Origin of the sequence: Devosia sp. LjRoot16 (assembly GCF_964252795.1) — a bacterium.
Taxonomy (GTDB): Bacteria; Pseudomonadota; Alphaproteobacteria; order Rhizobiales; family Devosiaceae; genus Devosia_A.
In genome coordinates this window covers 1,407,240-1,430,670 of record NZ_CAXUPH020000001.1, presented here as the reverse complement: position 1 = coordinate 1,430,670, position 23,431 = coordinate 1,407,240, and the positions used below count along the sequence as shown (strand labels likewise).

At 65.4% G+C, this 23,431-nt stretch carries 22 protein-coding genes; 9 read left to right on the top strand and 13 right to left on the bottom strand.

Features of this window, described 5'->3' with window-relative positions; genetic code table 11:
* Positions 1–39 precede the first annotated feature (39 nt).
* The 3 genes from ACSQ23_RS06625 to pnp all read left to right on the top strand — a co-directional run bounded on the left by ACSQ23_RS06625 (position 40) and on the right by pnp (position 4,644).
* Positions 40–1,764, top strand: coding sequence for a sensor histidine kinase (locus ACSQ23_RS06625; RefSeq protein ID WP_436090121.1), 1,725 nt, complete (start codon positions 40–42; stop codon positions 1,762–1,764).
* Positions 1,765–1,896: 132 nt separating this feature from the next.
* The gene (rpsO, locus tag ACSQ23_RS06620; protein WP_055874294.1) at positions 1,897–2,166 is read left to right on the top strand and encodes a 30S ribosomal protein S15; all 270 of its coding nucleotides are present in this window, start codon (positions 1,897–1,899) and stop codon (positions 2,164–2,166) included.
* Positions 2,167–2,511: 345 nt separating this feature from the next.
* Positions 2,512–4,644, top strand: a complete 2,133-nt coding sequence (gene pnp, locus ACSQ23_RS06615; protein ID WP_055874291.1) for a polyribonucleotide nucleotidyltransferase — start codon at positions 2,512–2,514, stop codon at positions 4,642–4,644.
* A 318-nt stretch (positions 4,645–4,962) separates the two neighbouring features.
* Here the strand turns inward: pnp and ACSQ23_RS06610 are convergent, their stop codons facing one another.
* A complete protein-coding gene (locus ACSQ23_RS06610) occupies positions 4,963–6,483 on the bottom strand; it encodes an MFS transporter (RefSeq protein ID WP_436090120.1) in 1,521 nt (506 codons plus the stop codon).
* Positions 6,484–6,640: 157 nt separating this feature from the next.
* Between ACSQ23_RS06610 and ACSQ23_RS06605 the strand changes: the two genes are divergently transcribed.
* Positions 6,641–6,925: a hypothetical protein gene (locus ACSQ23_RS06605; protein WP_055874285.1), complete on the top strand. Its 285-nt coding sequence runs from the start codon at positions 6,641–6,643 to the stop codon at positions 6,923–6,925.
* Between the two features lie 36 nt (positions 6,926–6,961).
* On the opposite strand, the gene ACSQ23_RS06600 is transcribed toward ACSQ23_RS06605, so the two are convergent.
* On the bottom strand, positions 6,962–7,567 hold the full coding sequence (locus ACSQ23_RS06600) for a TetR/AcrR family transcriptional regulator (protein WP_436090119.1): 606 nt from the start codon (positions 7,565–7,567) through the stop codon (positions 6,962–6,964).
* A gap of 126 nt (positions 7,568–7,693) precedes the next feature.
* On the opposite strand from ACSQ23_RS06600, the gene ACSQ23_RS06595 reads away from it, so the two are divergent.
* Positions 7,694–8,914: an MFS transporter gene (locus tag ACSQ23_RS06595; protein ID WP_436090118.1), complete on the top strand. Its 1,221-nt coding sequence runs from the start codon at positions 7,694–7,696 to the stop codon at positions 8,912–8,914.
* Positions 8,915–9,127: 213 nt separating this feature from the next.
* Here ACSQ23_RS06595 and ACSQ23_RS06590 read toward each other — a convergent pair whose 3' ends face one another.
* Positions 9,128–9,805 (bottom strand): FAD-binding oxidoreductase, encoded by a 678-nt coding sequence (locus ACSQ23_RS06590; RefSeq protein ID WP_436090117.1) that lies wholly within the window; start codon positions 9,803–9,805, stop codon positions 9,128–9,130.
* A 293-nt stretch (positions 9,806–10,098) separates the two neighbouring features.
* On the opposite strand from ACSQ23_RS06590, the gene ACSQ23_RS06585 reads away from it, so the two are divergent.
* Positions 10,099–10,449, top strand: coding sequence for a hypothetical protein (locus ACSQ23_RS06585; RefSeq protein ID WP_055874271.1), 351 nt, complete (start codon positions 10,099–10,101; stop codon positions 10,447–10,449).
* A 132-nt stretch (positions 10,450–10,581) separates the two neighbouring features.
* Here ACSQ23_RS06585 and ACSQ23_RS06580 read toward each other — a convergent pair whose 3' ends face one another.
* The 4 genes from ACSQ23_RS06580 to lnt all read right to left on the bottom strand — a co-directional run bounded on the left by ACSQ23_RS06580 (position 10,582) and on the right by lnt (position 14,988).
* Positions 10,582–10,989 carry a winged helix-turn-helix transcriptional regulator gene (locus ACSQ23_RS06580; RefSeq protein ID WP_436090116.1) on the bottom strand — a complete coding sequence of 136 codons (408 nt, stop codon included), beginning with the start codon at positions 10,987–10,989 and terminating at the stop codon, positions 10,582–10,584.
* A gap of 134 nt (positions 10,990–11,123) precedes the next feature.
* On the bottom strand, positions 11,124–11,870 hold the full coding sequence (trmB, locus tag ACSQ23_RS06575) for a tRNA (guanine(46)-N(7))-methyltransferase TrmB (protein WP_436090115.1): 747 nt from the start codon (positions 11,868–11,870) through the stop codon (positions 11,124–11,126).
* A 106-nt stretch (positions 11,871–11,976) separates the two neighbouring features.
* Positions 11,977–13,242, bottom strand: a complete 1,266-nt coding sequence (gene metK / locus ACSQ23_RS06570; RefSeq protein ID WP_055874262.1) for a methionine adenosyltransferase — start codon at positions 13,240–13,242, stop codon at positions 11,977–11,979.
* Between the two features lie 132 nt (positions 13,243–13,374).
* A complete protein-coding gene (gene lnt, locus ACSQ23_RS06565; protein WP_436090114.1) occupies positions 13,375–14,988 on the bottom strand; it encodes an apolipoprotein N-acyltransferase in 1,614 nt (537 codons plus the stop codon).
* A 210-nt stretch (positions 14,989–15,198) separates the two neighbouring features.
* Between lnt and ACSQ23_RS06560 the strand changes: the two genes are divergently transcribed.
* The gene (locus ACSQ23_RS06560) at positions 15,199–16,248 is read left to right on the top strand and encodes a serine hydrolase domain-containing protein (RefSeq protein ID WP_055874256.1); all 1,050 of its coding nucleotides are present in this window, start codon (positions 15,199–15,201) and stop codon (positions 16,246–16,248) included.
* Between the two features lie 93 nt (positions 16,249–16,341).
* Here the strand turns inward: ACSQ23_RS06560 and ACSQ23_RS06555 are convergent, their stop codons facing one another.
* From ACSQ23_RS06555 to miaB, 4 genes are all read right to left on the bottom strand, one after another.
* On the bottom strand, positions 16,342–17,253 hold the full coding sequence (locus tag ACSQ23_RS06555) for a hemolysin family protein (RefSeq protein ID WP_156384473.1): 912 nt from the start codon (positions 17,251–17,253) through the stop codon (positions 16,342–16,344).
* Positions 17,254–17,435: 182 nt separating this feature from the next.
* The gene (gene ybeY / locus ACSQ23_RS06550) at positions 17,436–17,909 is read right to left on the bottom strand and encodes an rRNA maturation RNase YbeY (RefSeq protein WP_055874250.1); all 474 of its coding nucleotides are present in this window, start codon (positions 17,907–17,909) and stop codon (positions 17,436–17,438) included.
* Positions 17,909–18,943, bottom strand: a complete 1,035-nt coding sequence (locus ACSQ23_RS06545) for a PhoH family protein (RefSeq protein ID WP_055874246.1) — start codon at positions 18,941–18,943, stop codon at positions 17,909–17,911. The genes ybeY and ACSQ23_RS06545 overlap by 1 nt, the downstream gene beginning before the upstream one ends.
* Positions 18,944–18,970: 27 nt before the next feature.
* On the bottom strand, positions 18,971–20,383 hold the full coding sequence (miaB, locus tag ACSQ23_RS06540) for a tRNA (N6-isopentenyl adenosine(37)-C2)-methylthiotransferase MiaB (RefSeq protein ID WP_055874243.1): 1,413 nt from the start codon (positions 20,381–20,383) through the stop codon (positions 18,971–18,973).
* 238 nt (positions 20,384–20,621) lie between these two features.
* Here miaB and ACSQ23_RS06535 point away from each other — a divergent pair, with 238 nt between their 5' ends.
* Positions 20,622–21,809: a trans-sulfuration enzyme family protein gene (locus ACSQ23_RS06535; RefSeq protein WP_055874240.1), complete on the top strand. Its 1,188-nt coding sequence runs from the start codon at positions 20,622–20,624 to the stop codon at positions 21,807–21,809.
* Positions 21,806–22,177 carry a VOC family protein gene (locus ACSQ23_RS06530; protein WP_055994306.1) on the top strand — a complete coding sequence of 124 codons (372 nt, stop codon included), beginning with the start codon at positions 21,806–21,808 and terminating at the stop codon, positions 22,175–22,177. The genes ACSQ23_RS06535 and ACSQ23_RS06530 overlap by 4 nt, the downstream gene beginning before the upstream one ends.
* Before the next feature lie 14 nt (positions 22,178–22,191).
* On the opposite strand, the gene ACSQ23_RS06525 is transcribed toward ACSQ23_RS06530, so the two are convergent.
* Both ACSQ23_RS06525 and ACSQ23_RS06520 read right to left on the bottom strand, forming a co-directional pair.
* Positions 22,192–22,992, bottom strand: coding sequence for a lysophospholipid acyltransferase family protein (locus tag ACSQ23_RS06525; protein WP_436090113.1), 801 nt, complete (start codon positions 22,990–22,992; stop codon positions 22,192–22,194).
* A complete protein-coding gene (locus ACSQ23_RS06520; protein ID WP_055874230.1) occupies positions 22,989–23,426 on the bottom strand; it encodes a Fur family transcriptional regulator in 438 nt (145 codons plus the stop codon). The genes ACSQ23_RS06525 and ACSQ23_RS06520 overlap by 4 nt, the downstream gene beginning before the upstream one ends.
* Between the last annotated feature and the right edge of the window lie 5 nt (positions 23,427–23,431).

The following is a 23,431-nucleotide window of genomic DNA, read 5'->3' as shown; positions in this document are numbered from 1 at the left end:
GACAGCAGGGGTTTGGGTTGATTTTCGCCGGGGTGCGTTATGGCTGACGGGCCGGGCCCGGCTGAGAGCAGTGCTATTGCGCGTCGGCGTGGCCCGACGGCGCGGCCTATTGCTGTCTACCTCTTCGTCCTGGCGCTGGTGGCCCTGGTCCCTGCATTCGTCTTCTCCGCCATCCTGCTGCAACGCAACAACGAGGCGCAGGAGCGCGTCGTCGAGACGCTGATCACCGGCAATGCCCGCTCGATCGTCCAGGCGGTGGATCGTGAGATCAACGCCAACATCACCACGTTGCGCGTCCTCGCCACCACGCCGCCGCTCAGCCCGGCCGCCTATCCTGAGTTTCACGCCCGGGTCAGCGTGGCGCTCGAGAACACTGCGTCCTACGTCTACCTCGTCCACCCCGACATGACCTCGGACTTGTCCACCCGGGTCCCGATATCCGAGCAGGTGGCCAATCCGATCGGCGATGTCGAAACCGCGCAACGGGCTTTCGACAGTCGCGATGTGGCGATCTCGGATGCGGTATTCGGACGGGTGTCGCAGCAATGGGTGGTCAACATCCTGCAGCCGATCTTTCCGGCCAACCAGCAGCCGCTGATCCTCGGCTTGAGCCGCGCCGCCAGCCAGCTGTCGAACACATTGCTGGCGAGCCGCATGCCCGAGGGCTGGCATGTGGCGCTGGTCGACAGGAAAGGCGTGATCATCGCCGCCGCCGACCAGGGCGGCAACACCGGCGACGCCTTCAACCTGGCGCCGATCGATGAACTCGGCTCGACGGTCGGCTGGCGCAGCCTCGTCTCCGAGGGCAAGGACTACCTCGTTGTCGCGCAGCGCTCGACCCTCACCGGCTGGACCCTGGTGGCCTGGGCTGATCGCGGCGTCGTGGCCAAGCCCTTGGCCGATGCGTTCTGGTCACTTCTCGCTGGCGGTGTGCTGCTGGCGGCGCTGGTGGTGCTGGTGGTTTATGGCGTGAGCCTGCAGATCGGCCGCTCGGTGCATGGCCTCGAGGCCGATGCCAAGCGGCTCGGCGCCGGCCAGCCGGTCGAGGCGCGGCCTTTCCCGATCGAAGAGATCGAGACCGTATCGAGCGCCTTGGGCGATGCCTCGCGCCGACGCCAGGCCGCTGAGACCGAGGTCCGCTTCCTGATGCGCGAGCTGGCGCACCGTTCGAAGAACCAGATGACGGTGATCGCGGCCATGGCCAAGCAGACGGCGCGCGGCGCCGATACGGTGCCCGAGTTCGTTTCGAACTTCGAGCGCCGCATCTTCGGGCTCGCCCGTTCCACCGATCTGCTGCTGGCGCATGGCGTCGCCGGCGTCGATCTCAAGGAGCTGCTGGTCAGCCAGATCGATCCGTTCTGCCCGGTCGATGGCGAACGGGTGATCGTTGACGGCCCCGCGCTGCGGCTCAACGCCCAGGCGGCGCAGATCCTCGGCATGGCGGCGCACGAGCTGGCGACCAACGCGGTGAAATACGGCGCCTTCGCCAAGGATGGCGGCCGGCTCGAGCTGACCTGGAAACGGCTTGGCGACGCGGTGAGCTTCATCTGGCACGAAAGCGGCAGCACCCCCGCCGAAACCTCCCCGCGCCGTGGCTTCGGCACCACCGTGCTCGAGAACATGGTCGGCCGTTCGCTCAATGGCGAGGTCGAGCGCGAGGTGCATGAGCTGGGCATCGAGTGGCGCTTCACTATTCCGCTGAGCTCGCTCGACCCCTCCGACAGTCTCAACGGCGCGGCCGAAACCCCGGCGACCGACAAATAACTGGCGTTCTCAGCCCCTTTCCCCTATAGAGCGCGCGAGTTCCGGCCCGGCCGGCGCTTATTCATGGCTCCACCTGGACGACATCCCGGGCGGCAGCGTCCCGATGATCCTCTGTTTGAAAGGACCTTTCCGATGTCGATTACCGCAGAGCGGAAGACTGCGCTCATCAAGGATTACGCCACCAAGAAGGACGATACCGGCTCGCCGGAAGTCCAGGTCGCGATCCTCTCCGAACGCATCGCCAATCTCACCGAACACTTCAAGCTGCATGGCAAGGACAACCATTCCCGCCGTGGCCTGTTGAAGATGGTTTCGACGCGCCGTCGTCTCCTCGACTACGTCAAGAAGTCGGACGAAGCGCGCTACAAGGCGCTCATCGAGCGTCTGGGCCTGCGCCGTTAAGGCTGGGTCGGTTACGACGACTACCCGGACCCACGAGGCACGCCTCGCGGGTCCACTCCGGCAGCTATGCCGGATACCAGCGTAGGCTGACGAACTACGCGGAGCATGGCGAGATCATCGGCCGCTCACGGCACCAGCGGGTGCCCTCTCCCAGAGACATGAGCGGCTCATCGTCTTGTCCATGTTCCGCCCCTCCTCGACCGGGGGGTGTCAGCGCGGAACCGTGCCGATTTTGGGCCGTAGTCGCACATGGGGTGCGGCGGGCGGCTGGCACACCGGAAGAGTTCGCGGGGTGGCTACGCCCCCGCGTTCCCGCTCTTTCCGGCAGAATGGAAAGACAATGCTATGCCCATCAACTTCGACTACCACAAAGTTGAGCTGAACTGGGGCGGCCAGCCCCTCACCCTCGAGACCGGCAAGATCGCCCGCCAGGCCGACGGCGCCGTGCTCGCCACGCTCGGCGAGACCGTGCTGCTCGCCACCGTCGTTTCGGCGAAATCCGCCAAACCCGGTCAGGACTTCTTCCCCCTGACGGTCAACTATCAGGAAAAGTACTTCGCCGCCGGCAAGATCCCGGGCGGCTACTTCAAGCGCGAAGGCCGTCCGACTGAAAACGAGACGCTGACCTCGCGCCTGATCGACCGACCGATCCGCCCGCTCTTCCCCGACGGCTATAAGAACGAGACCCAGGTGGTCGTCACCGTTCTGCAGCACGACATGGAAAACAACCCGGACGTGCTCGCCATGGTCGCCGCCTCTGCGGCCCTGACCATCTCGGGCGTACCCTTCATGGGCCCGATCGGCGCCGCCCGCGTCGGCTATATTGATGGCGAATACGTCCTCAACCTCGCCGTCGACCGTCGCGCCGAGTCCAAGCTCGATCTGGTCATGGCCGGCACCCAGGACGCCGTGCTGATGGTGGAATCGGAAGCCCAGGAGCTTTCCGAGGAGATCATGCTCGGCGCCGTGATGTTCGGTCACGAAGCCTCGCGCAAGGTCATCGACGCCATCATCAAGCTGGCCGAACTGGCCGCCAAAGAGCCGCGTGATTTCACTGCTCCGGATTACTCGGCGCTCGAAGCCGACGTGCTGAAGGTGGCCGAGGCGGACCTCCGCGCCGCCTACAAGATCACCGACAAGGCGCAGCGCTACGCTGCGGTCGATGCCGCCAACGCCAAGGTCAAGGCGCACTACGCGTCGCAGATCGAAGCCGGCACCGTCTCGGCCGAGGACCTGGGCGAAGTCGTCCATAACCTCCAGGCCAAGATTGTCCGCTGGAACATCCTCGACACCAAGTCGCGCATCGACGGCCGTGACCTGACCACGGTCCGTCCGATCGTTGCCGAAGTCGGCGTGCTGCCCCGCACCCACGGTTCGGCGCTGTTCACCCGCGGTGAGACCCAGGCCCTCGTCGTTGCCACGCTCGGTACCGGCGACGACGAGCAGTTCGTCGACAGCCTCGAAGGCACCGGCAAGGTGAACTTCATGCTGCACTACAACTTCCCGCCCTACTCGGTCGGTGAAGCTGGCCGCATGGGCTCGCCCGGCCGTCGCGAGATCGGCCACGGCAAGCTCGCCTGGCGCGCCATCAACCCGATGCGTCCCAAGGCGGAAGAGTTCCCCTACACCATCCGCGTCGTCTCCGAGATCACCGAGTCGAATGGCTCGTCCTCGATGGCGACCGTCTGCGGCACTTCGCTGGCGCTGATGGATGCGGGCGTGCCGCTGAAGAAGCCGGTGGCCGGTATCGCCATGGGCCTGATCCTCGAAGGCGACCGCTTCGCGGTGCTCTCCGACATCCTGGGTGACGAAGATCACCTCGGCGACATGGACTTCAAGGTGGCGGGCACTGCCGATGGCATCACCTCGCTGCAGATGGACATCAAGATCGCCGGCATCACCGAGGAGATCATGAAGGTCGCCCTCGGTCAGGCCAAGGGCGGTCGCGAGCACATCCTGGGCGAAATGGCCAAGGCGCTCGACACCTCGCGTGCCACGGTGGGCGAGTTCGCTCCGCGCATCGAGACCATCACCATCCCGACCGACAAGATCCGCGAAGTGATCGGCACCGGCGGCAAGGTGATCCGTGAGATCGTCGAAAAGACCGGCGCCAAGATCGACATCAACGACGACGGCACGGTGAAGGTCTCGTCCTCGGACGGCGCCTCGATCGATGCGGCCATCAAGTGGATCAAGTCGATCACCGATGAAGCCGAAGTCGGCGCCATCTACCAGGGCACCGTGGTCAAGACCGCCGATTTCGGCGCGTTCGTGAACTTCTTCGGCGCCAAGGATGGCCTCGTGCATATCTCGCAGCTCGCCGCCCAGCGCGTCGGCAAGACCACCGACGTCGTCAAGGAAGGCGACAAGGTATGGGTCAAGCTGCTCGGCTTCGACGAGCGCGGCAAGGTCCGCCTTTCGATGAAGGTCGTCGACCAGGCGACCGGCAAGGAAATCGCCGAGGAAGCCGCCGAGTAATCGGCAGCACTCTTCCAATGCAAAGAGGCCCGGGAGCGATCCCGGGCCTTTTCTGTTGCTTGAGGGGTATCGCGCCTTCCGCAGTATGGAACCACCGGCGGTGGACTAGGTGCCTTCTCCTCTTGTGGGAGAAGGTGGCCGAAGGCCGGATGAGGGGTTCTCTCCGCGTACTCCAGTCGCTCGTCGCTTAGGCTCCGAGCGCGCTACACTTCGTTGCGCGGACCCCTCATCCGGCGCTGCGCGCCACCTTCTCCCACAAGGGGAGAAGGCCGGCCGTTGGGCGTTTCGCAATCCGCGATCGTGTTGGACCGCCGCGTCCTACGCCGTCGCCGGTCGCATGCCGCGGAACATCGCGATGGTGGTCACCGCCGCGATGAAGACGATCGCTGCGCCCAAGAGCGAAGTCACCAGCATGGCGTCGGCGTAAGCGACGCGGGCCGCTTCCAGCAGCGCCACGCCGCCCTCCGGCAGCGTCTCCGCGGCGCTGTGAGCGCCGCCGATGCCCCGCAGCGCCATCGCCACCGCTTCACCCGACAGGCCATGCGGCAGGGTTTCGCCGAGCCCGCCGCGATACAGCACCGTGAGGATGCTGCCGAGCAGCGCAATGCCAAGCGCCCCTCCGAACTCCGAGCTCGTTTCGTTGAGCCCGGAAGCAGCGCCGGCCCGCTCCGGCGGCGCCGAGCTCATCACCAGGTCCGCCGCGATCGTCGCCACCGGGGCGAGCCCGAGCGACAGCAAGGTGTCGGCTGATATCAGGGTGATCAGGTCGCGCGACGGGGCGGTGAGCCCGATGACCAGCAGCGCCAGGGCCGCGACGGTCAGCCCCAGCGCCAGCACATAGGCCGGGCGCATCCGGCTCAGCAGCAGCGGGGTGAGCAACGAGCCGGCAACGAAGCCGAGGCCGACCGGCAGGCTCCAGATGCCCGCTTCGAACGGCGTCAGCCCCAGCACCAGTTGCATGTACTGCGCCACCACGAGGAACATGCCGAACAGCGCAAAGAAGCCGAAGACGTTGATGCTGAGCGCCGCACTGAACGCCGGGCGGGCGAACAGGCTCAAGTCGAGCAGCGGGTGGGTGAGGCGCAATTGCCGCCAGGCAAAAACGATGCCGACCGCCAGTCCCAGCGCGATGGCGCCGATGCTGATCGCCAACTCGCCGCCTTCGGCCAGCGACTTGATGCCGTAGATGATCGACAGCACCGCCGCCATCGACAGGGCGGCGCTGAGGATATCCAGCCGGCCGGCCTGCGGATCCTTGTACTCAGGCAGGAGCCGCGGTGCGACGAGCAGCAGCACCACCATGATCGGCACCGCGATCAGGAACACCGAGCCCCACCAGAAATAGTTGAGCAGTATGCCGCCCACTACCGGTCCGATCGCCCCGCCGGTCGAAAAACTCGCGACCCAGACGCTGATGGCGATGGTCCGCTCGCGGTCGTCGCGGAACATGTTGGTGATCAGCGACAGCGTCGAGGGCGCCAGCGTCGCGCCGGCAATGCCGAGCAGCGCCCGGGCAAAGATCAGCGTCTCCGCCGTCGGGGCGAAGGCGGCGAGGATCGAGGCCGCGCCGAAGGCGACGGCGCCGATCAGCAGGAGCTTCCGCCGCCCGATCCGGTCGCCCAGCGTTCCCATGGTGAGCAGCGAGCCGGCGACGAAGAAGCCGTAGATATCGACGATCCATAACAGCTGCGCCGCCGTGGGATTAAGCGAAGCCGTCAGCGACGGCACCGCCAGGTTGAGGACCGTCAGGTCCATGGCATAGAGGATGCAGGGCAGGGCAATGACCGCGAGACCAATCCACTCGCGGCGTGTTGCGCGCATTGGCGTTGTGCCTGACATGCGGCGTTCCTTTCAACTCGTCCATCGTTGGCAGGATGGTACGACGGTAAGGCTGCCAGCTGCTGTCAGGCTATACCGCCATGGCCTGGTCACCAATACTGGCACCTTGTGGCCTATGGGAATTGGCGAGTGCGCCGGGCGACCCCATATCAGGGGCATGACGATTTCCCTGGATGTTTCGCCGGTCGCGGTCTGGACGATCCTGACATCGTGGCCGCGCGGCTACTTCACAGCCCGTTATCAGGGCCGGCGCTACGGCGTGACCAACACGGCGCATGCCAATGGCAAGAGCTTCAAGCTCTATGCCGAGGAGCTGGGTGGCAGCGACCGCATCAGCCTGAATATCTACCGCCCGCCCAGCAGCATGGAGCCGGCGCTGAAACCCTGCGAGATGCCGGTCGACAAGGTGACGGCGTTCGTTGCCGGAGCCGCGGTCGAGTAGTTCGCCCGCAACGAAATCAAAGACCAGCGGCCGCCGTCAGTGGCGGAGCGGCGCGTTGCGCAGCAACCCTTCGACGAGGCGCCGGTAGCCAGCGGTGGCGCGGTGGGAAATGGCCACCGGGTCGTCGGCATTAGCGATCCACTGCGCCGCATAACAGGAGGCGCCGGTGATCATCCGCGCGGTCGCTTCGCAGTCGACATCGGCGATCACCCCGGCCGCGAGCAGACCCTCGAGGCTCTGCCGCATCGCGGTGATGCAGCCATTGGCGCTGGGCCATGAGGAAGGGTCGCCGAGCACTGCCGGGCCGTCGCGCAGCATGATGCGCTGGATCTCGGGCTCGAGCGCCATCTCGATATAGCCGATGCCCTCCTCGACAAAACTCTCCCAGGCGTTCGGCGCCTTGGCAGCACGCGCCTTGAGCCGCACCGTCATCTCGCTGTCGATCTCGGTGACCACGGCTTCGAACAGCCCGCGCTTGTCGCCGAAATGGTGGTACAGCGCGCCGCGCGTCAGCCCGACATCGGAGGTGAAGTGATCCATCGAGGCTTCGGCATAGCCGACTTCGGCAAAGGCCTTGCGACCTGCCGCCATCAGCTTGGCGCGGGTTTCGACGATCATTTCACTGCGGGTTCTCTGGGCCATGCTCTGCCTATCTTACATACGTCACGTATGCTAATTGACATACGCTACGTATGTAACTAGATGTCTCACATACGCCGCGTATGTCAATCATGTAATCCGCGGCTTCCGAAATGTCGAGGGATCGTCATGCCGAATCCATATCTAGAGATCTTCGGGGCGCCCGGCGCCAAGGGCTTTGCTGCCGCCGGTTTCGTCGCCCGCATGCCCATGGCGATGGCGCCGATCGGCATCGTCGCCATGCTGTCGCAGACGCATGGCGAGTTCTGGCTCGCCGGAGCGGTGTCCGCCACCTACGCGCTGGCCAATGCCCTATTCGCCCCGCAGATCTCACGGGTCGTCGACCGGCTGGGCCAGTCACGCGTGCTGATCCCGACGACGCTCGTCGCTCTGGCCGCCTTCATCGTCCTGATGCTGGCGGCCTATCAGGATTGGCCGATCTGGACGCTGTTCGCCGCGGCGCTTGCTGCGGCGCTGATGCCGAGCTTTCCGGCGATGATCCGGGCGCGCTGGAGCGAACTGTTCCGCGATCGGCCCGAACTCAACACCGCCTTCGCCTTTGAATCCTCGGCCGATGAGCTGGTTTATATTGCCGGCGCATCACTGTCGGTGGGGCTCGCGGTGGCGCTGTTCCCCGAGGCGGGGCTGCTCGCCAGCACGCTGTTCCTGGGGCTGGGCGGGCTGGCCTTCATCGCGCAGCGCCGCACCGAGCCGAGGCCCAGCGGCGCCATGGCGGGCGGCGGGCAGTCCGCCATCCGGCAGCGGCCGGTGCAGATCATCACCCTTGCCTTGATCTTCGTCGGCGCGATCTTCGCCACGGCCGAAGTGAGCGCGGTGGCGATCACCGAAAAGCTGGGCGAGCCCGGCGCGGCCAGCCTCGTCATCGGCGTCTATGCCGTCGGCTCGTTCGTCGTCGGCCTGATCGTCGGGGCGCTCAACCTCAAGCTGGCGCTCGAAAAGCAACTGGCGATCGCACTGGCCGTCATCGCCATCACCGCCTGGCCGCTGCTGTTCGTCGACAGTGTGCCCATGCTGGCGCTCGCCGTGTTCGCGAGCGGCGTCGCCATCTCGCCCACCTTCATCACGGCTTTCGGCCTGATCGAGCGCCGGGTGCCGGCGGCGATGCTGACTGAAGGCATCACCTGGGTGATGACCGGCATCGGCATCGGCATGGCGCTGGGCTCGTTCGTCACCGGCTGGGTGGTGGATAGCTATGGCGCCAGCAACGGCTTCGTCGTCTCGGTGGTGTCGGGCGCCCTGGCGTTGCTCACCGTGCTGCTGGGGCAACGCACCCTCGCCGGTCGCGGCAGCCGCCTCCCGGCAGAGGCAGGACCGCAGCCGGCCGAATAAGCCGCAGGGCTGAGCCCCTAACCGAAACGCCGGTGCGGGCGGACCCCCACCCCTGTCCCCTCCCCGCAAGGGGGAGGGAGACGCTCACACCAGTATCTCAGTTTGCGTATCCCTCCCCTCGGGGCGCTACCGCGTCCCCCTTGCGGGGAGGGATCAAGGGTGGGGCGGCCCGCGCCAGCCTATGGGGCTTGCTCAACAACATACCCGGGTGGCCTAGGGCTTCTCCCAGGTCAGCGCTTCCGCCGCCGCCCCGAGCCCGCCCAGCGCCGCCTTGAGGTCGGCAACCATCGGATCCGGACCGCAGAGGTAAAAGTTCTGGCTGATGTCGTGCACGTGGCGCTTGAGGAAGGCCTCGTCGATCCGCTCGTGCAGGACCCCCGTAGCATTTGGCTCGTCAGTGACCGTCCAGGTGACCTCGAGCCCCGCCATCGCTTCGAACTCGTCGCGGAGGATAATATCCTCGGCCTTGCGATTGGACGCGATCAGCCGATGGCCGGCGAGCTTACCGTCCTGGTGGAGCTGCCGCAGGATGGCGATGAATGGCGTCACCCCGGCGCCGCCGGCGATAAAGGTGCCCGGTCCCTTGTAGGTGATGGTGCCCCACGGGTCGCGCAGCACCAGCTTCTGGCCGGGGCCGTAACCGAACAGCCGCTCGGTCATGCCGTCGCCGCCGGTGTTGAAGTAGCTCTTGATGGTGAATTCGAGATCGTCCCAGTCGTTGAGCGCGGTGAAGGTGAAGGGGTGCCGTTTGTCGCGCCAACCCTCCTCATCGAGCGACAGCTCGGTGGCCTGGCCCGGTTCGAACCGGTAGCCGGCGGGCTTTTCCAGCACGTAGCGGCGCACATTATGCGTCACCTGCTGAATATTTAGGATTCTCACGGTTTGGTGCACGACACGTCTCCTTGTCGCTCTGAGACGCTGAAAATGCGCCGCCGGTTCCCATCAAACCATGGTCAATCGGCGCGCAAAATCATCCTCAAAGCCAGCTTCCACCAATGGTTTCCTTTAGGCAACCAACCCCCCTCGAGGGAGGTGGGTTTCTCACAAGATGGTGGCATTCCCTGGTGTAACCCTCTGCACGCATTATCGAATTTCAAGGGCCATGAGTGCAGATTTAGTGCCTTGCGAGTTGGCCGGCGGAGTCCGATCTCCCTGTTGTCCAGAAAACGAAAGGGACATGAAAAATGAAGACTTCTGCTCTTGGCCTTGCCGCTCTGCTCGTCGTCGGCGGTCTCTCGGTTCCCGCCTTTGCGGCGTCTGAGGATTCCAGCTTCGACAGCGACTTCCTGGTGACCCAGCTCAACCAGAAGGGCATTGCAGCCACCGACGTGTACGAGAACACCGACAACGTCATCCGCGCCGTGGTCAAGCAGGCCGACGGTTCCTCGACCTTCGAGTACTTCTACAAGGATACGCTGACCCCGGTGAAGGCTTCGGTGGGCGGTAACACCCGCGTGCTGAGCAAGGTTGACACTGGCGCCCGCAAGGCTCCGGTCAACGAGGGCTCGCTCCTCGTCGATAACTTCTTCGACTGATGACGATCCCCCGAGCCGGCGGGCTACGTGCCTGCCGGCTCGCTGATCCCGGGCAGACTGCCGTCGAGCGCTTTCAGGAAAAGTTGTGAGACTTTCCACCTCGAAAGCGTGACAGAGGCTAAGACCCGGGGATCAACGGCCGGTGCTGATCCGCAGCACCGGAGGCTCGAGCTGATCGGCGTCACGGGCGTCGAACAGCTGCCGCGCCTCCAGCACCCGATGCCAGTGGCGCGCCGCAAAAGCCTCGAAGGCCTCGAAAGCTTTCAGCGCCTCGGCACCGAGCTCGGTGAGCGCATAATCGACCCGCGGCGGAATCGTCGCATAGCTGGTGCGGCTGACAAAGCCATCGCGTTCCAGCGCCCTGAGACTTGAGGTCAGCGCCTTCTGCGAAATGCTGCCGATCTCACGATGCAGCTCGGAAAACCGCAGTGTATCATGCCTGAGATGCAGTACGACGGTCAGCGTCCACTTGCTGTTTCGAGTGGTCAAGAGTTCCTCGATCACGGCTTGGTTGACGGGCGAACGGTTCTGCTGACGCATACGCCAACTCCACGCACAATAGTGGCCAGCCGTTACCGGATGGCGCGAGATCCCCATCGTCGCATATCGTTCACGAGGCGCCGTTTACCAGAGGCAGTGGCCAGATTTCAGTGCTCGGTTGCCTGAACGTTCTATTAACGCTCGGCGGATGAGGACGGGCCTGCAGCGTTCCAGCGGCGCAGAAAGCTCAGATAGAAGCTGGTGTTGCGGCCGGCAGCGCGGGCCTTTTCTTCGTATCGCGTCGGCTCCCAGCCAGCATAAGGCTCGTGCCAGACTCGCGGCCGCTCGGGCGCGAAAATGAAGTCGGGCGCGCGCAAAATATGCGCCAGCGTCCAGTTCGCGTAGTCCTCGATATCGGTGGCGAAGCGAAACGGTGCGCCGGGCTTCAGGGTCCGCCCGAGTTGCGCGAGCGTCAGCGGCGAGATGAAGCGGCGCTTGTGGTGCCGGGTCTTCGGCCACGGATCGGGATAGAGCAAAAAGGCGCCATCGAGGCTGGCGTCGGGCAGCTTCTGCAACAGCTTCAGCGCGTCGTCGGTGTAGAGCCGGATATTGCCGAGCTCCTCCTCGTCGATCTGCTGCAGCAGTTTGGCGATGCCGCCGGAGAACACCTCGCAGCCGATATAGCCGGTATCCCGATGGCGGCTGGCTTCGAGCGACAGGTGTTCGCCTCCGCCATAGCCGATCTCGATCTCGCGCCGTCTCGCCTCAGGGAACAGCGCCGTCGGATCGAGCACCTCATCGCCGAGCGCGATCTCCAGCTCAGGCAGCAATTCCTTGAACAGCTGGTCCTGCCCTTTGTGCAGGCGCTTGCCCGAGCGCCGGCCGAAAAAGGCTCGCGGCTCGCCATCGACATTGAGGGGATGGTGGGGTTTGGAGGTCATGGGGTCCACTAGCACGGCGTTCCGGCCCCGGCTGCCAAAAACAGCAATCCCCGCTTTCGCGGGGATGGCCTGGTTGATTGGAGGAGTCTGCGTAGCGCCGAAGTCGTCAGGCAGCAGCCTTCACTGCGGCCTTCAGCGCCGGGACCAGGTCGGTCTTTTCCCAGCTGAACGAGCCGTCGCGACCGGGCTTCCGGCCGAAATGGCCATAGGCCGAGGTTTTGGCGTAGATCGGCTTGTTGAGGTCGAGGTGGGTGCGGATGCCGCGGGGGCTCAGGTCGAACACCTCGCCCAGCACGATCTCCAGCTTGTCCTCGGCGACTTTGCCGGTGCCGTGCAGGTCGACATAGATCGACAACGGCTTGGCGACGCCGATGGCGTAGCTCAGCTGGATGGTGGCGCGGTCGGCGAGGCCGGCGGCGACGACGTTCTTGGCGAGATAGCGCGCCGCATAGGCCGCCGAGCGGTCGACCTTGGTCGGGTCCTTGCCCGAGAAGGCGCCGCCGCCATGCGGGGCCGCGCCACCATAGGTGTCGACGATGATCTTGCGGCCGGTCAGGCCGGCATCGCCATCCGGGCCGCCGACCACGAACTTGCCGGTCGGGTTGACGTGCCAGACGGTGTCCTTGGAGATCCAGCCTTCGGGCAGCGAGGCGCGGACATAGGGCTCGACGATCTTGCGCACGTCCTCGGACGAGAGGCTCGCATCGACATGCTGGGTCGAGACCACGATCTGCGTCACGGCGACCGGCTTGCCGTTCTCGTAACGGATGGTGACCTGGCTCTTGGCGTCGGGGCCGAGCTTGATCGCCGCGCCTTCGCCGGCCTTGCGCGCGATGGTCAATGCTTCGAGGATCTTGTGGGCGTAGTAGATCGGAGCAGGGAGCAGTTCCGGGGTCTCGCGGCTGGCATAGCCGAACATGATGCCCTGGTCGCCGGCGCCGACATCCTTGTTGCCCGATTCGTCCACGCCCTGCGCGATATCGGCCGACTGGCCATGCAGCAGCACGTCGATCTTGGCGGTCTTCCAGTGGAAGCCCGACTGCTCGTAGCCGATCGCCTTGATCGCCTTGCGGGCAGTCGACTTGAACTTGGCCGGATTGACCACCGGGTGGCCGGCCGCATCGAGCAGCACCTTGCCGTCCTTGCCACGCTTCAGCAGCGTCTCGGGGACGCGCACTTCACCGGCGATCACCACACGGTTGGTGGTCGCCAGCGTTTCGCAGGCGATGCGCACCTTGGCCGGATCCATGCCGGCCTTCTTGGCCTCACGGAACACCAGATCGACGATCTCGTCGGAAATCCGGTCACAAACTTTGTCCGGATGACCCTCCGAAACCGACTCCGAGGTGAACAGATAAGAAGACCGAGCCAAGGCGAAACCCCCGAAAATTGGTCAAAAAGTGCGAAATTCGCACAGTTGAGCGGTGTTTTGCCACTCGGGCATCGCGCGGTCAAGTCATATAAAGGAAGCTTTATGTCCCCCAGGGGCGCTGTTGCAGAAAATTCATGCGATGCGACGCGGACGCCGCGCCGCAACGAGCGAGCCGAGGATGCCGAGAACCACCGCTACCCAGAACGGCAAGTCGCCGATCCGGTTGAACAGCGTGCCGCCGGGCAGCGGCTCGGACGGCACCACGTCGAGCACTCCGACCTGCTCCTCGGCCAGTTGCGCGACGACGCGGCCGAGTGGATCGACGCTGAGCGTCACCCCGGTATTGGCGGCGCGCAGCATCGGCAGCCCGGTCTCGACGGCCCGCATCCGGGCATGGTGGGCGTGCTGGGCCGGGCCGATCGAACCCATGAACCAGGCATCGTTGGTGACGTTGAGGATGAATTGCGCCTGCGCGGGGTCGCCGATATCGCCGGGGAACACCGCCTCGTAGCAGACCAGCGCCAGGAACGGCGGCGTGCCAGGCGGCGTCATCAGCCGGCGGCCGTCGCCGGCGGCCCAGCCATTGGTGCCCGGCACGAACTGGTTGATGCCGAACAGCCGCCAGAAACTCTGGAGCGGCAGATATTCGCCGAACGGCACCAGGTGCGATTTGTCGTAGCTCGCCACCACCTCGCCACTGCTGTCGATGGCGAGGATGGAGTTGTAGCCCGGGTTGTCGGGGATCGGCAGGCCGTCGTCGCCGATCGGTTCGCGCGGCGCGCCGGTGAGCAGCAGCGTGGTGTCGGGCAGCATGCGGGCGATGCGGGCGATGCCATCGGGGTAGTTGGTAAGGAAGAACGGAAACACCGATTCCGGCCACACCAGGTGGGTGATGCCGCTGAGACCCGGATCGGCGGGGGTCAGCTTGCTTTCGGAGAGGCCGATCAGCTGGTTGATGATCGCATCGGGATCGGCCACCGACCAGTCGGCGTGCTCGAGCACCATCGGCTGCACCATGCGCACCTTCATATCGGTGCGCGCCGTGAGGGTGGTGCTGGTGAGCCGCCAGTTGCCATAGGCGACCTGCGCCGCGATCAGCGCGATGGCGAGAAAGATCGGGATCAGCCGGCGCACCAGCCCGCGCTGGTCGGCCGGCCAGATCAGCGCCGGCGTCATGGCGATCAGTGCGGCGATGAAGGTGAGCCCATAGCTGCCGACCACCGAAGCGAGCTGCAGCATCTCGTCATTGGCGGTCAGCGCGTAGCCGATGAGATCGAACGGAAAGCCCGAGAACAGGTGCCCGCGCGCCCATTCGGCCAGCGCCAGGAAGCTGGCCAGGGTGACGATACGAAAGGCGCCGCCCGACCAGACGAGGTGCGCCAGTGCGCTGCCCAACCCCCAGAAGATGGCGAGAATTGCTGCCAGCCCGACGATGGCGAACGGCATCAGGATGAGGAAGACGCCGCCTTCCTGGAGGAACGCCGCGCCGAGCCAGTGCAGTGCCACCGTGAAATAGCCGAGCCCGAAGCCAAAGCCGATCTGGAATGCCGGGCCGACCAGCCGGCGCCATTGACGCCGATGTTCCGCGCCATCGAGCGCCCAGACCCAGACGGGAAGGGCAAGGAACAGCGCCGGCAGGAGGAAGAACGGCGGCACCGAAGCCGCCGCGATCACCCCGGCCACGACGACGATGAGGAAGCGTCGCCAGCCATGGCTCAGCATCACGGTCTCGGCCAGCCAGGTCATGCGGCGCTCGAATCACAGGGCATGTGGCAACGTCGCGAGGTGGGCGCGCCGGGTCAAGCCGACAACGCCGGAGCGCTTTCAGGAAAAGTTGCAGACTTTTCCGGTTCGAAAGCGCGACAAACTCAATGACCGCGCTAGCGCAACCGTGATCAAGCGAGCTGCCCGGCCGGGCCCCAGCATCGCGCCCGACAGAAAAAAGAGGAGACGACGGTGACCAACTGGAACAGGGCAACGCCCGAAGCGGCGGGCTTTGCCGCCAACCTCGAGCGGAAGCTGGCGGCGGGCTTCGAATCGGGGCTGCTGCTGCCCATCCACGCCCTGCTGGTGAGCCGCGCCGGCAAGCTGGTGCTCGAGCAGTATTTCGAAGGCGAAGACGAAAGCTGGGGTGATTCGTTGGGCCGCGTGCAGTTCGGGCCGGAGGTGCTGCACGACCTCCGCTCGGTGACCAAGAGCATTGTCGGGCTGCTCTACGGCGTCGCGCTCGAGCGCGGCCTCGTGCCGGCGCTCGATGCGCCGGTGATCGACGGCTTCCCCGAGTATCCCGATCTCGTCGCCGATCCCGAGCGGCGCAAGGTGACGGTGGCGCATACCCTCAACATGACAATGGGCATGGAGTGGGATGAGAACAAACCTTATACCGACCCGACCAACTCCGAGATCGCCATGGAAATGGCGCCGGATCGCTATCGCTTCATCCTCGATCGGCCGGTCACCGGCGCCCCGGGCGAGAAATGGGTCTATTCCGGCGGCGCCGTGGCGCTGATCGGTGCGCTGATCGAACGCGGCTCCGGCCAGAAGCTCCCCGACTTCGCGCGTGAAGCGCTGTTCGCGCCGCTCGGCATCACCGATTTCTACTGGATGGCGGGAAGCGACGGCGTGGTGTCGCCGGCCTCCGGCCTCCGCCTCACCGCGCCGGACCTGTTGCGGATCGGCGCCATGCTGGTCGATGGCGGGCGCCACGAAGGCCGGCAGGTGGTGCCGGCGGCGTGGATCGAAGCCTCATGGACGCCCGCCATCCAGACCTGGGACGGGCTGGGCTATGGCCGGCTCTGGTACATCCACGAAGCGCCGGCACCCGGCTACGACAAGCCGCTGCGCTGGGTCGGCGCCTTCGGCAATGGCGGCCAGCGGCTCTGGCTGGCCCCCGAAGCCGGCATCGCCTGCGTCATCAACGCCGGCGACTACAACAAGTTCGATCGCTGGGTAACGCCGGTGCGGATCTGGCGCGAGATCGTGGTGGGGAACCTGGTGCGGGCGTGAGCCCGTGAAGCAGGCAGTCGGCACCCCTCCCCCGTAAACGGGAGAGGGCGCCCGACTGCAAGCGTCGGCGGACAGGGATATCCCTCAGCGAGCCTACTCCGCCGCCGGCGCCGGCGTATCCTCCGGCGCCTTTGCCACCGGCGGCTTGGGCGGCCGCGGTTTCGGTTGCTTCAGCCGCTTGATCTTGACGCGTTTGACCTGCCGGCTGTCGGCCTGCAGGATTTCGAACTCGAAACCTTTGATGCCGTTGACGTGCTCGCCCTTGGCCGGGACGTGGCCGGCCAGTTCGAACACCAGGCCGCCCAGCGTATCGACTTCGTCGGCATGGCTGCCGGGGTCGAAATCCGGGCCGATCACCTCGCGCACTTCCTCGAGTTCGGCGCGGGCCGAGGCGATGAAGACGTTGGAGTTGACCTTGCGCACCAGCGCCACGTCGTCGTCGTGCTCGTCCTCGATCTCGCCGACCACCGCTTCGAGCAGGTCCTCGATGGTGACGAGGCCGTCGGTGCCGCCATATTCGTCGATGACCACCGCCATGTGCACGCGTTTGAGCTGCATCTGCTGCAACAGGTCGCCCACCGGCATCAGCGGCGGCACGAACAGCACCTGGCGCACCAGGTCGAGCTTTTCGAGCCTACTGCGCAGCGGCGTCGAAACCAGCTTCACCGGCACCGTCGCTTCGGGGTCGGTCGCCGGCTCGGTGATCCGGCGCAACGCGTCCTTGACGTGGATGAAGCCGGTAATGTTGTCGAGGCTGTCGGAATAGACCGGCATGCGCGAGTGGCCGACCTGCCGGAAGCGGGTGACCAGCACGCCGAGCGTCTCGGAAGTCTCGATCGCCTCGATATCGGCGCGCGGGATCATCACGTCCTCGACCCGCTTCTCGGCGAGATCGAGCACATTCTTCAAAATCGTGCGTTCGGACTGGGTGAAATCGGCGGTGCCGCCATTGTTCTCGCTCTCGAGCGCCACCTCGAGGTCATCGCGCAGCGACACGGTGCGCATGGCGATGAGGCCGCGCAGGCGATTCCAGATCTTTTGCCCCCACGTGACCGCGGGGGCGGGACTAGAAGGAGGCTCGTTGTTGGACTTGGTTTGCGCCGGCTTTTTGGGCGGCGCGGACGGACTGTCGGAGTCGTTCATCGGGTATGGCCGCGTGCGGCCTTCAATTCATCGGAGGGTGTAATTTAGCTATCGGCGTAGGGATCGGCAATGCCGAGGCTCGCGAGGATCTCGGTTTCGAGCCCCTCCATCTCCTCGGCGTCCTCTTCCTCGATATGGTCGTAGCCCAACAGGTGCAGGAAACCGTGCACCACCAGGTGGGTGAAATGCGCTTCGAAGGAAATGCCCATCTCCTCGGCCTCCTTCTCCACCGTCTCGCGCGCCAGCGTGATGTCGCCGAGCAGCCCTGAAACCGGCGCGAACGGCTCGATCTGCGGGAAGCTCAGCACGTTGGTGGATTTGTCGAAGCCGCGCCATTGCCGGTTGAGCTCGCGCTGCTCGGCATCGTCGGTCAAGACCACCGAGACCTCGGTGACGCCGATGACCTCGGCTTCCGATTGCTTCAGCGCGGCGCGAATGGCGGTTTCGGCCACGGCCTCGAGGCTCTCGGGCCAGCCCTCCGCGTTGACCGCGAAGGCGATTGATAATGGGGCTTGCATCAGGCCTTCGTGTTGTTCTCGGCCAGCCGGCGCGCCGTATCGGCTTCGTAGGCGCGGACGATCCGGCCCACCAGCGCGTGACGGACCACGTCCTTATCGTTGAAGCGCGAGATATGCACGCCCTCGACGCCATCGAGCAGGTGCACCGCCTCGATCAGCCCGGATTTCTCGCCGCGCGGCAGGTCGACCTGGGTCGGATCGCCCGTGACGATCATCTTACTGTTCTCGCCCAGGCGGGTCAGGAACATCTTCATCTGCATCGAGGTGGTGTTCTGCGCTTCGTCGAGGATCACCACGGCATTGGCGAGGGTGCGGCCGCGCATGAAGGCCAGCGGCGCCACTTCGATGATGCCCGAGGTGATGCAGCGCTCCACATGTTCGGGGCGCATCATGTCATAGAGCGCGTCATAGAGCGGGCGGAGGTACGGATCGACCTTGTCCTTCATGTCGCCGGGCAGGAACCCGAGACGCTCGCCGGCTTCGACAGCCGGACGGGAAAGGATGATCCGGTTGATATCGCCGCGCTCCAGCAGCGTCGCGGCGTGGGCGACGGCGAGATAGGTCTTGCCGGTACCGGCCGGGCCGACGCCGAACACCAGTTCGCTCCGGTCCATGGCGCGCATATAGGCGTCCTGCGCCGGAGTGCGCGCGACGATGGTGGCCTTGCGGGTCGCGATCTGCGCCATGCGCACCCTGCCCTTCTTCTCGAGCGTGGGCAGGCTCAGTTGGCTGTCCTCGGTCTCGATCATGCGGATGACGCCGTCGACGGTCGACACCTCGATCTGCTGGCCCTCTTCGAGCTGCTCATAGAGCGACTCGAGGACGCGCCGCGCCTGGTCGACGGAAGTGGCGCCGCCTTTCAGCATCACGTGGTTGCCGCGCGGCGTCGCCTGTACGGACAATCGCTGTTCGATCAAAGCCAGGTGCTGGTCGAAATCGCCGTAGAGTTGCGCGGCGAGCTTGTTGTCTTCGAAGGCGAGTTCAAGCTGGGAGGACGGGCCGTGGTCGGTAGACGGGGGCAAATGCCTGCTCAAATCTCTGGGGCTCCTAAGGGCGGCCTCTCAGATATGGGCCGCGATGGCTTGAGACTCAATAACGCTAGCAGGATTCGGTTCCGCGACTGTGACAATCTTGCCGATGAGGGAATTATTCCGGGCTTCAACGATCTCGACCGGAATGATCTGGCCGATCAACCGGGTCGGGCCATCCATATGCACGGCCTGCAGATAGGGCGAGCGGCCACCGATCTGGCCGGGCTGCCGGCCGGCCTTCTCGATCAGCACCGGCAGGGTGCGGCCGACCACCGAGCGATGGAAGGCATGCATCTGGGCGTTGATCTGGTCGTTGAGCCGCTGCAGGCGCTCGGTCTTTTTCGCTTCGGCAACCTGGTCGTCCATCGAAGCACCGGGCGTGCCGGGGCGGATCGAGTACTTGAAGGTATAGGCCGAGGCATAGCCGACATCCTTGACCACCTGCATTGTCTCCTCGAAATCGGCATCGGTTTCGCCGGGGAAGCCGACGATGAAATCGCCTGACAGCGCCATGTCCGGCCGGGCCGCCATGATGCGCTCGATCACCCGCATGTAGTCGGCGCGGGTGTGGCGGCGGTTCATCGCCTTGAGGATGCGGTCGGAGCCAGCCTGAACAGGCAGATGCAGATAGGGCATCAGCGCCTCGAGATCGCGATGCGCCTCAAGTAGCTCGTCGGTCATGTCGAGCGGGTGCGAGGTGGTGTAGCGGATGCGGGCAATGCCGGGGATCTCGGCCAGCCGATGGCAGAGTTCGCCGAGCCCGACGCTACGGCCGCGCGCATCAAGGCCGTGATAGGCGTTGACGTTCTGGCCCAGCAGGGTGAGCTCGCGCACCCCGGCTTCGGCAAGGTTCTGCGCCTCGCGCAGCACCTGCTCGAGGGGGCGCGACACTTCGCTGCCACGGGTATAGGGCACGACGCAGAACGAACAGAACTTGTCGCAGCCTTCCTGCACGGTGAGGAAGGCGGTAAGGCCGCGGGCGAGGGTGACTTCCTTTTTCGCCGCCGGCAGGTGTTCGAACTTGTCTTCCTCGGGGAAGTCGGTGTCGACGACCTTCGCGCCATTATGGGCGCGGGCGATGAGCTCGGGCAGGCGGTGGTAGGATTGCGGGCCGAACACCAGGTCCACGGCCGGCGCCCGGCGGACGATCTCGTCGCCTTCGGCCTGCGCCACGCAGCCGGCGACGCCGATCATCAGGTCCTGGCCATTGGCCCGGCGCTCTTCGCGCAGGTCACGCAGCCGCCCGAGCTCGGAGAACACCTTCTCGGAGGCCTTTTCGCGGATGTGGCAGGTGTTGAGCACGACGAGATCGGCATCTTCCATCACCTGCACCGGCTCATAGCCGTGCGGCGCCAGGGCATCCGCCATGCGGTCGGAATCGTAGACGTTCATCTGGCACCCGTAGGTCTTGATGAACAGCTTCTTGGGCGTGTGCTCGGTCATGGGCGGGTGAATACACCGAAGTGGGGTGGAGTGCAAAAGCACTGGGCTGGTGCGCCTGGCCACCCCCACCCTTGATCCCTCCCCACAAGGGGGAGGGAGACGACTGAAGCTTCGGTTCTCGCATCCTCCCTCCCCCTTGTGGGGAGGGTAGCGCAGCTCGGCGAAGCCATAGCGAAGCTGGGTGGGGGTGGCCCCACGCGCCGGATTGAGGCACGTTCCCTGCTCGGAGAAAACCACCATGACCAACCACCTCAATACTCTGGCCCTGCATGGCGGCGATGGCGCCCGCGTCGTCGGCGAACCACTGGCGCCGGCGCCGGTGCTGTCGACCACCTATTTCACCCACCCCGATGCGGTGGGCTTTTCTGCTTCGGACCTCGAGGCCGATGCGCCGCATTTTTACACCCGCTGGAGCAACCCGACGCTCGAGCTCCTGGAAAAGCGCCTGGCGCTGCTCGAGGGTGGCGAGGCGGCATTGAGCTTCGGCTCGGGCATGGCGGCAATCACCGGACTGTTTGCCGGCCTGCTCAAGGCCGGCGATCACCTGGTGCTCTCCGACGTCTGCTATGCCGGGGTCGCAGAATATGCCCGGCATGCCCTGCCGCGGCAGGGGATCGAAGTGTCGTTCGCCGACAGCTCCAACCCCGACAATGTCGCGGCCGCGCTGCGCCCCAACACCCGGCTGGTGCATATCGAGACCCCGGCCAACCCGATCCTCAAGCTCACCGACATCGCCGCGGTCGCCGCCATCGCTCATGCCGGCGGGGCCGAATTGTCGGTGGATTCGACCATCGCCACGCCGGTCGGTACCAACCCGATCGCGCTGGGCGCCGACTATGTCTGCAACTCGCTGACCAAATATCTTTGCGGCCACGGCGACGCACTGGGCGGGGCGGTGATCGGCCGCGCCGTGCCGATCGCCGCGCTGCGCAAGGAGGTGCTGATCCACCACGGCGCGGTGCTGTCGCCATTCTCCGCCTACCTGATCCTCCGCGGTATCGAGACGCTGGGCTTACGGATGGACAAGCACCAGGCCAATGCCCGGGCTGTGGCCGAGTGGCTGGAGCGGCACCCGAAAGTGCGGCGCGTGCTGTGGCCAGGGCTCGCCAGCCACGAGCAGGCGGAGCTGGCGCGGCGGCAGATGCGCAATTTCTCCGGGCTGCTGAGCTTTTCGGTCAACTCCGACAGCGCCGGCATGGCGCGGCAGCTGGCCGAACGGCTGAAGCTCGTGAGCTACGCCGTGTCGCTGGGCAAGACCAAGTCGCTCTGCTTTTACATCCCGACCGAGGATATCCTGCGCTCCTCCTTCGCCCTTGCCGACGAGCGGAACTATCGCGACTGGGCCGGCGAGGGAGTGTTCCGCGTTTCGGTCGGTATCGAAGACGCCGACGCGATCATCGCCGATTTCGATGAGGCGCTGAAATGAGCGGTACGCTGAAGGAGATCGTCTTCGATTGCACCCGGGCCGCGCCGCTGGCCCGATTCTGGACAGAGGTGATCCAGGGCTATGCGGTGCGCCCCTATGACGACGAGGAGATCGCCCGGCTCGCCGCGCTCGGCCTCACCCCCGAAACCGATCCGGTGGTAATGGTCGATGGCCCCGGTCCGACGCTCTGCTTCCACGAGATCGAACGCGGCCGGGTGCAGGGCCGCATCCATCTCGATGTGCAAGTGGCGGATCGGCCGGCCGAGCGCACCCGGCTGATCGGCCTCGGCGCCGCCGTGCTGCGCGAAGCCGACGGCTACACCGTCATGGCTGACCCCGAAGGCAACCACTTCTGCCTCGTCGACTAGCCTTGGGCTGAAGCCTATTCCGCCGCGACCGGCAGCGGCGTGCCGCGGTTGAGCGCCACCAGCATGCGGCGGACCTCGTTCTCGGTCTGCTTGGCCAGTTCCTTGCGGTTGGTGCCGGAACTGAGCGGGCGCGGCGTGCCGAAGGCGAGAGTCACCTCGCGGGTGCCGCCGGTGAGGATTTCCTTGATGTTCTGCTTCACCGACTTGGATTTGATCCAGGCGATGAACGAACGGTCGGTGCGGCCGACCGGCAGGCCCTGCAGCTTGGTATAGGCGATGGTCAGCGGCTGGATCATCACCTCGCCGGCGCCGGCTTCCTCCATCGCGTGCTGGGCGGCGCCGATCAGCGCCGAGCGGAACGGCAGCACGTGCGTGCCGAGGTCGGACTGGCCCTCGGCGAACAGCAGCACCGCGCCGCCTGAGGCCATGCGCTTGCCCATCTCCTCGCTGACCCGCTTGGCGTCGCTGCGCTTCTTGCGATCGACATAGAGCGTGCGCTGCAACGAGGCCATGAAGCCGACGAAGAACCATTTCTGGATCTCCGATTTGGCGACGAAGGTGACGTCGGCCTTGGAGCCGATGGCGATGATGTCGGTCCACGAGATGTGGTTGGAAACGATCAGCGTCGCCCGGTCGGTGGAGGGCGTGCCGATGACGTTCACCTTCATCCCGAGGAAGGTGCAGCCGAACCAGTGAAACCAGCGCGGGATCTGGTTGTTGAACCATGGGCTGCGCGAAACGAGGAACTGCAGCGGCACGAACACGATGAGGAACGGCACGTAGCAGAAGACGAAGAGCAGGACGCGCAGGATCATTTTTTGTTCTCGTCCGACTTGAGCGGCACAGCATAGAGCTCCAGCCGATGGTCGACCAGCCGGTAACCCAGGCGCTTGGCGATCACCTCCTGGATGGCTTCGATCTCTTCGTTGCGGAACTCGATCACCTTGCCCGAGCGGATATCGATCAGGTGATCGTGGTGCTCATCCGGGATCAGCTCGAAGCGCGCCCGGCCATCCTTGAAGTCGTGCTTGGTGACGAGCCCCGCTTCCTCGAACAGGTTGAGCGTGCGGTAGACGGTGGAGAGCGAAATGCGCGCGTCGATGGCCGAGGCGCGGCGATACAGCTCCTCGACGTCGGGGTGGTCGACCGCCTGCTCGATCACCTGCGCGATGACCCGACGCTGGTCGGTCATCCGCATGCCCTTCTGGGCGCACTGCTCTTCGAGAGTTTGAATGCCGGGTTTGCTCATCGGGC

What these genes read in the sequence shown, in the direction of transcription:
- ACSQ23_RS06625 (WP_436090121.1), top strand. Translation starts at nt 40, where the DNA reads ATGGCTGACGGGCCGGGCCCGGCTGAGAGCAGTGCTATTGCGCGTCGG.
- rpsO (WP_055874294.1), top strand. Translation starts at nt 1,897, where the DNA reads ATGTCGATTACCGCAGAGCGGAAGACTGCGCTCATCAAGGATTACGCC.
- pnp (WP_055874291.1), top strand. Translation starts at nt 2,512, where the DNA reads ATGCCCATCAACTTCGACTACCACAAAGTTGAGCTGAACTGGGGCGGC.
- ACSQ23_RS06610 (WP_436090120.1), bottom strand. Translation starts at nt 6,483, where the DNA reads ATGTCAGGCACAACGCCAATGCGCGCAACACGCCGCGAGTGGATTGGT.
- ACSQ23_RS06605 (WP_055874285.1), top strand. Translation starts at nt 6,641, where the DNA reads ATGACGATTTCCCTGGATGTTTCGCCGGTCGCGGTCTGGACGATCCTG.
- ACSQ23_RS06600 (WP_436090119.1), bottom strand. Translation starts at nt 7,567, where the DNA reads ATGGCCCAGAGAACCCGCAGTGAAATGATCGTCGAAACCCGCGCCAAG.
- ACSQ23_RS06595 (WP_436090118.1), top strand. Translation starts at nt 7,694, where the DNA reads ATGCCGAATCCATATCTAGAGATCTTCGGGGCGCCCGGCGCCAAGGGC.
- ACSQ23_RS06585 (WP_055874271.1), top strand. Translation starts at nt 10,099, where the DNA reads ATGAAGACTTCTGCTCTTGGCCTTGCCGCTCTGCTCGTCGTCGGCGGT.
- ACSQ23_RS06580 (WP_436090116.1), bottom strand. Translation starts at nt 10,989, where the DNA reads ATGCGTCAGCAGAACCGTTCGCCCGTCAACCAAGCCGTGATCGAGGAA.
- trmB (WP_436090115.1), bottom strand. Translation starts at nt 11,870, where the DNA reads ATGACCTCCAAACCCCACCATCCCCTCAATGTCGATGGCGAGCCGCGA.
- lnt (WP_436090114.1), bottom strand. Translation starts at nt 14,988, where the DNA reads ATGACCTGGCTGGCCGAGACCGTGATGCTGAGCCATGGCTGGCGACGC.
- ACSQ23_RS06555 (WP_156384473.1), bottom strand. Translation starts at nt 17,253, where the DNA reads ATGCGCACCGTGTCGCTGCGCGATGACCTCGAGGTGGCGCTCGAGAGC.
- ybeY (WP_055874250.1), bottom strand. Translation starts at nt 17,909, where the DNA reads ATGCAAGCCCCATTATCAATCGCCTTCGCGGTCAACGCGGAGGGCTGG.
- miaB (WP_055874243.1), bottom strand. Translation starts at nt 20,383, where the DNA reads ATGACCGAGCACACGCCCAAGAAGCTGTTCATCAAGACCTACGGGTGC.
- ACSQ23_RS06535 (WP_055874240.1), top strand. Translation starts at nt 20,622, where the DNA reads ATGACCAACCACCTCAATACTCTGGCCCTGCATGGCGGCGATGGCGCC.
- ACSQ23_RS06530 (WP_055994306.1), top strand. Translation starts at nt 21,806, where the DNA reads ATGAGCGGTACGCTGAAGGAGATCGTCTTCGATTGCACCCGGGCCGCG.
- ACSQ23_RS06525 (WP_436090113.1), bottom strand. Translation starts at nt 22,992, where the DNA reads ATGATCCTGCGCGTCCTGCTCTTCGTCTTCTGCTACGTGCCGTTCCTC.
- ACSQ23_RS06520 (WP_055874230.1), bottom strand. Translation starts at nt 23,426, where the DNA reads ATGAGCAAACCCGGCATTCAAACTCTCGAAGAGCAGTGCGCCCAGAAG.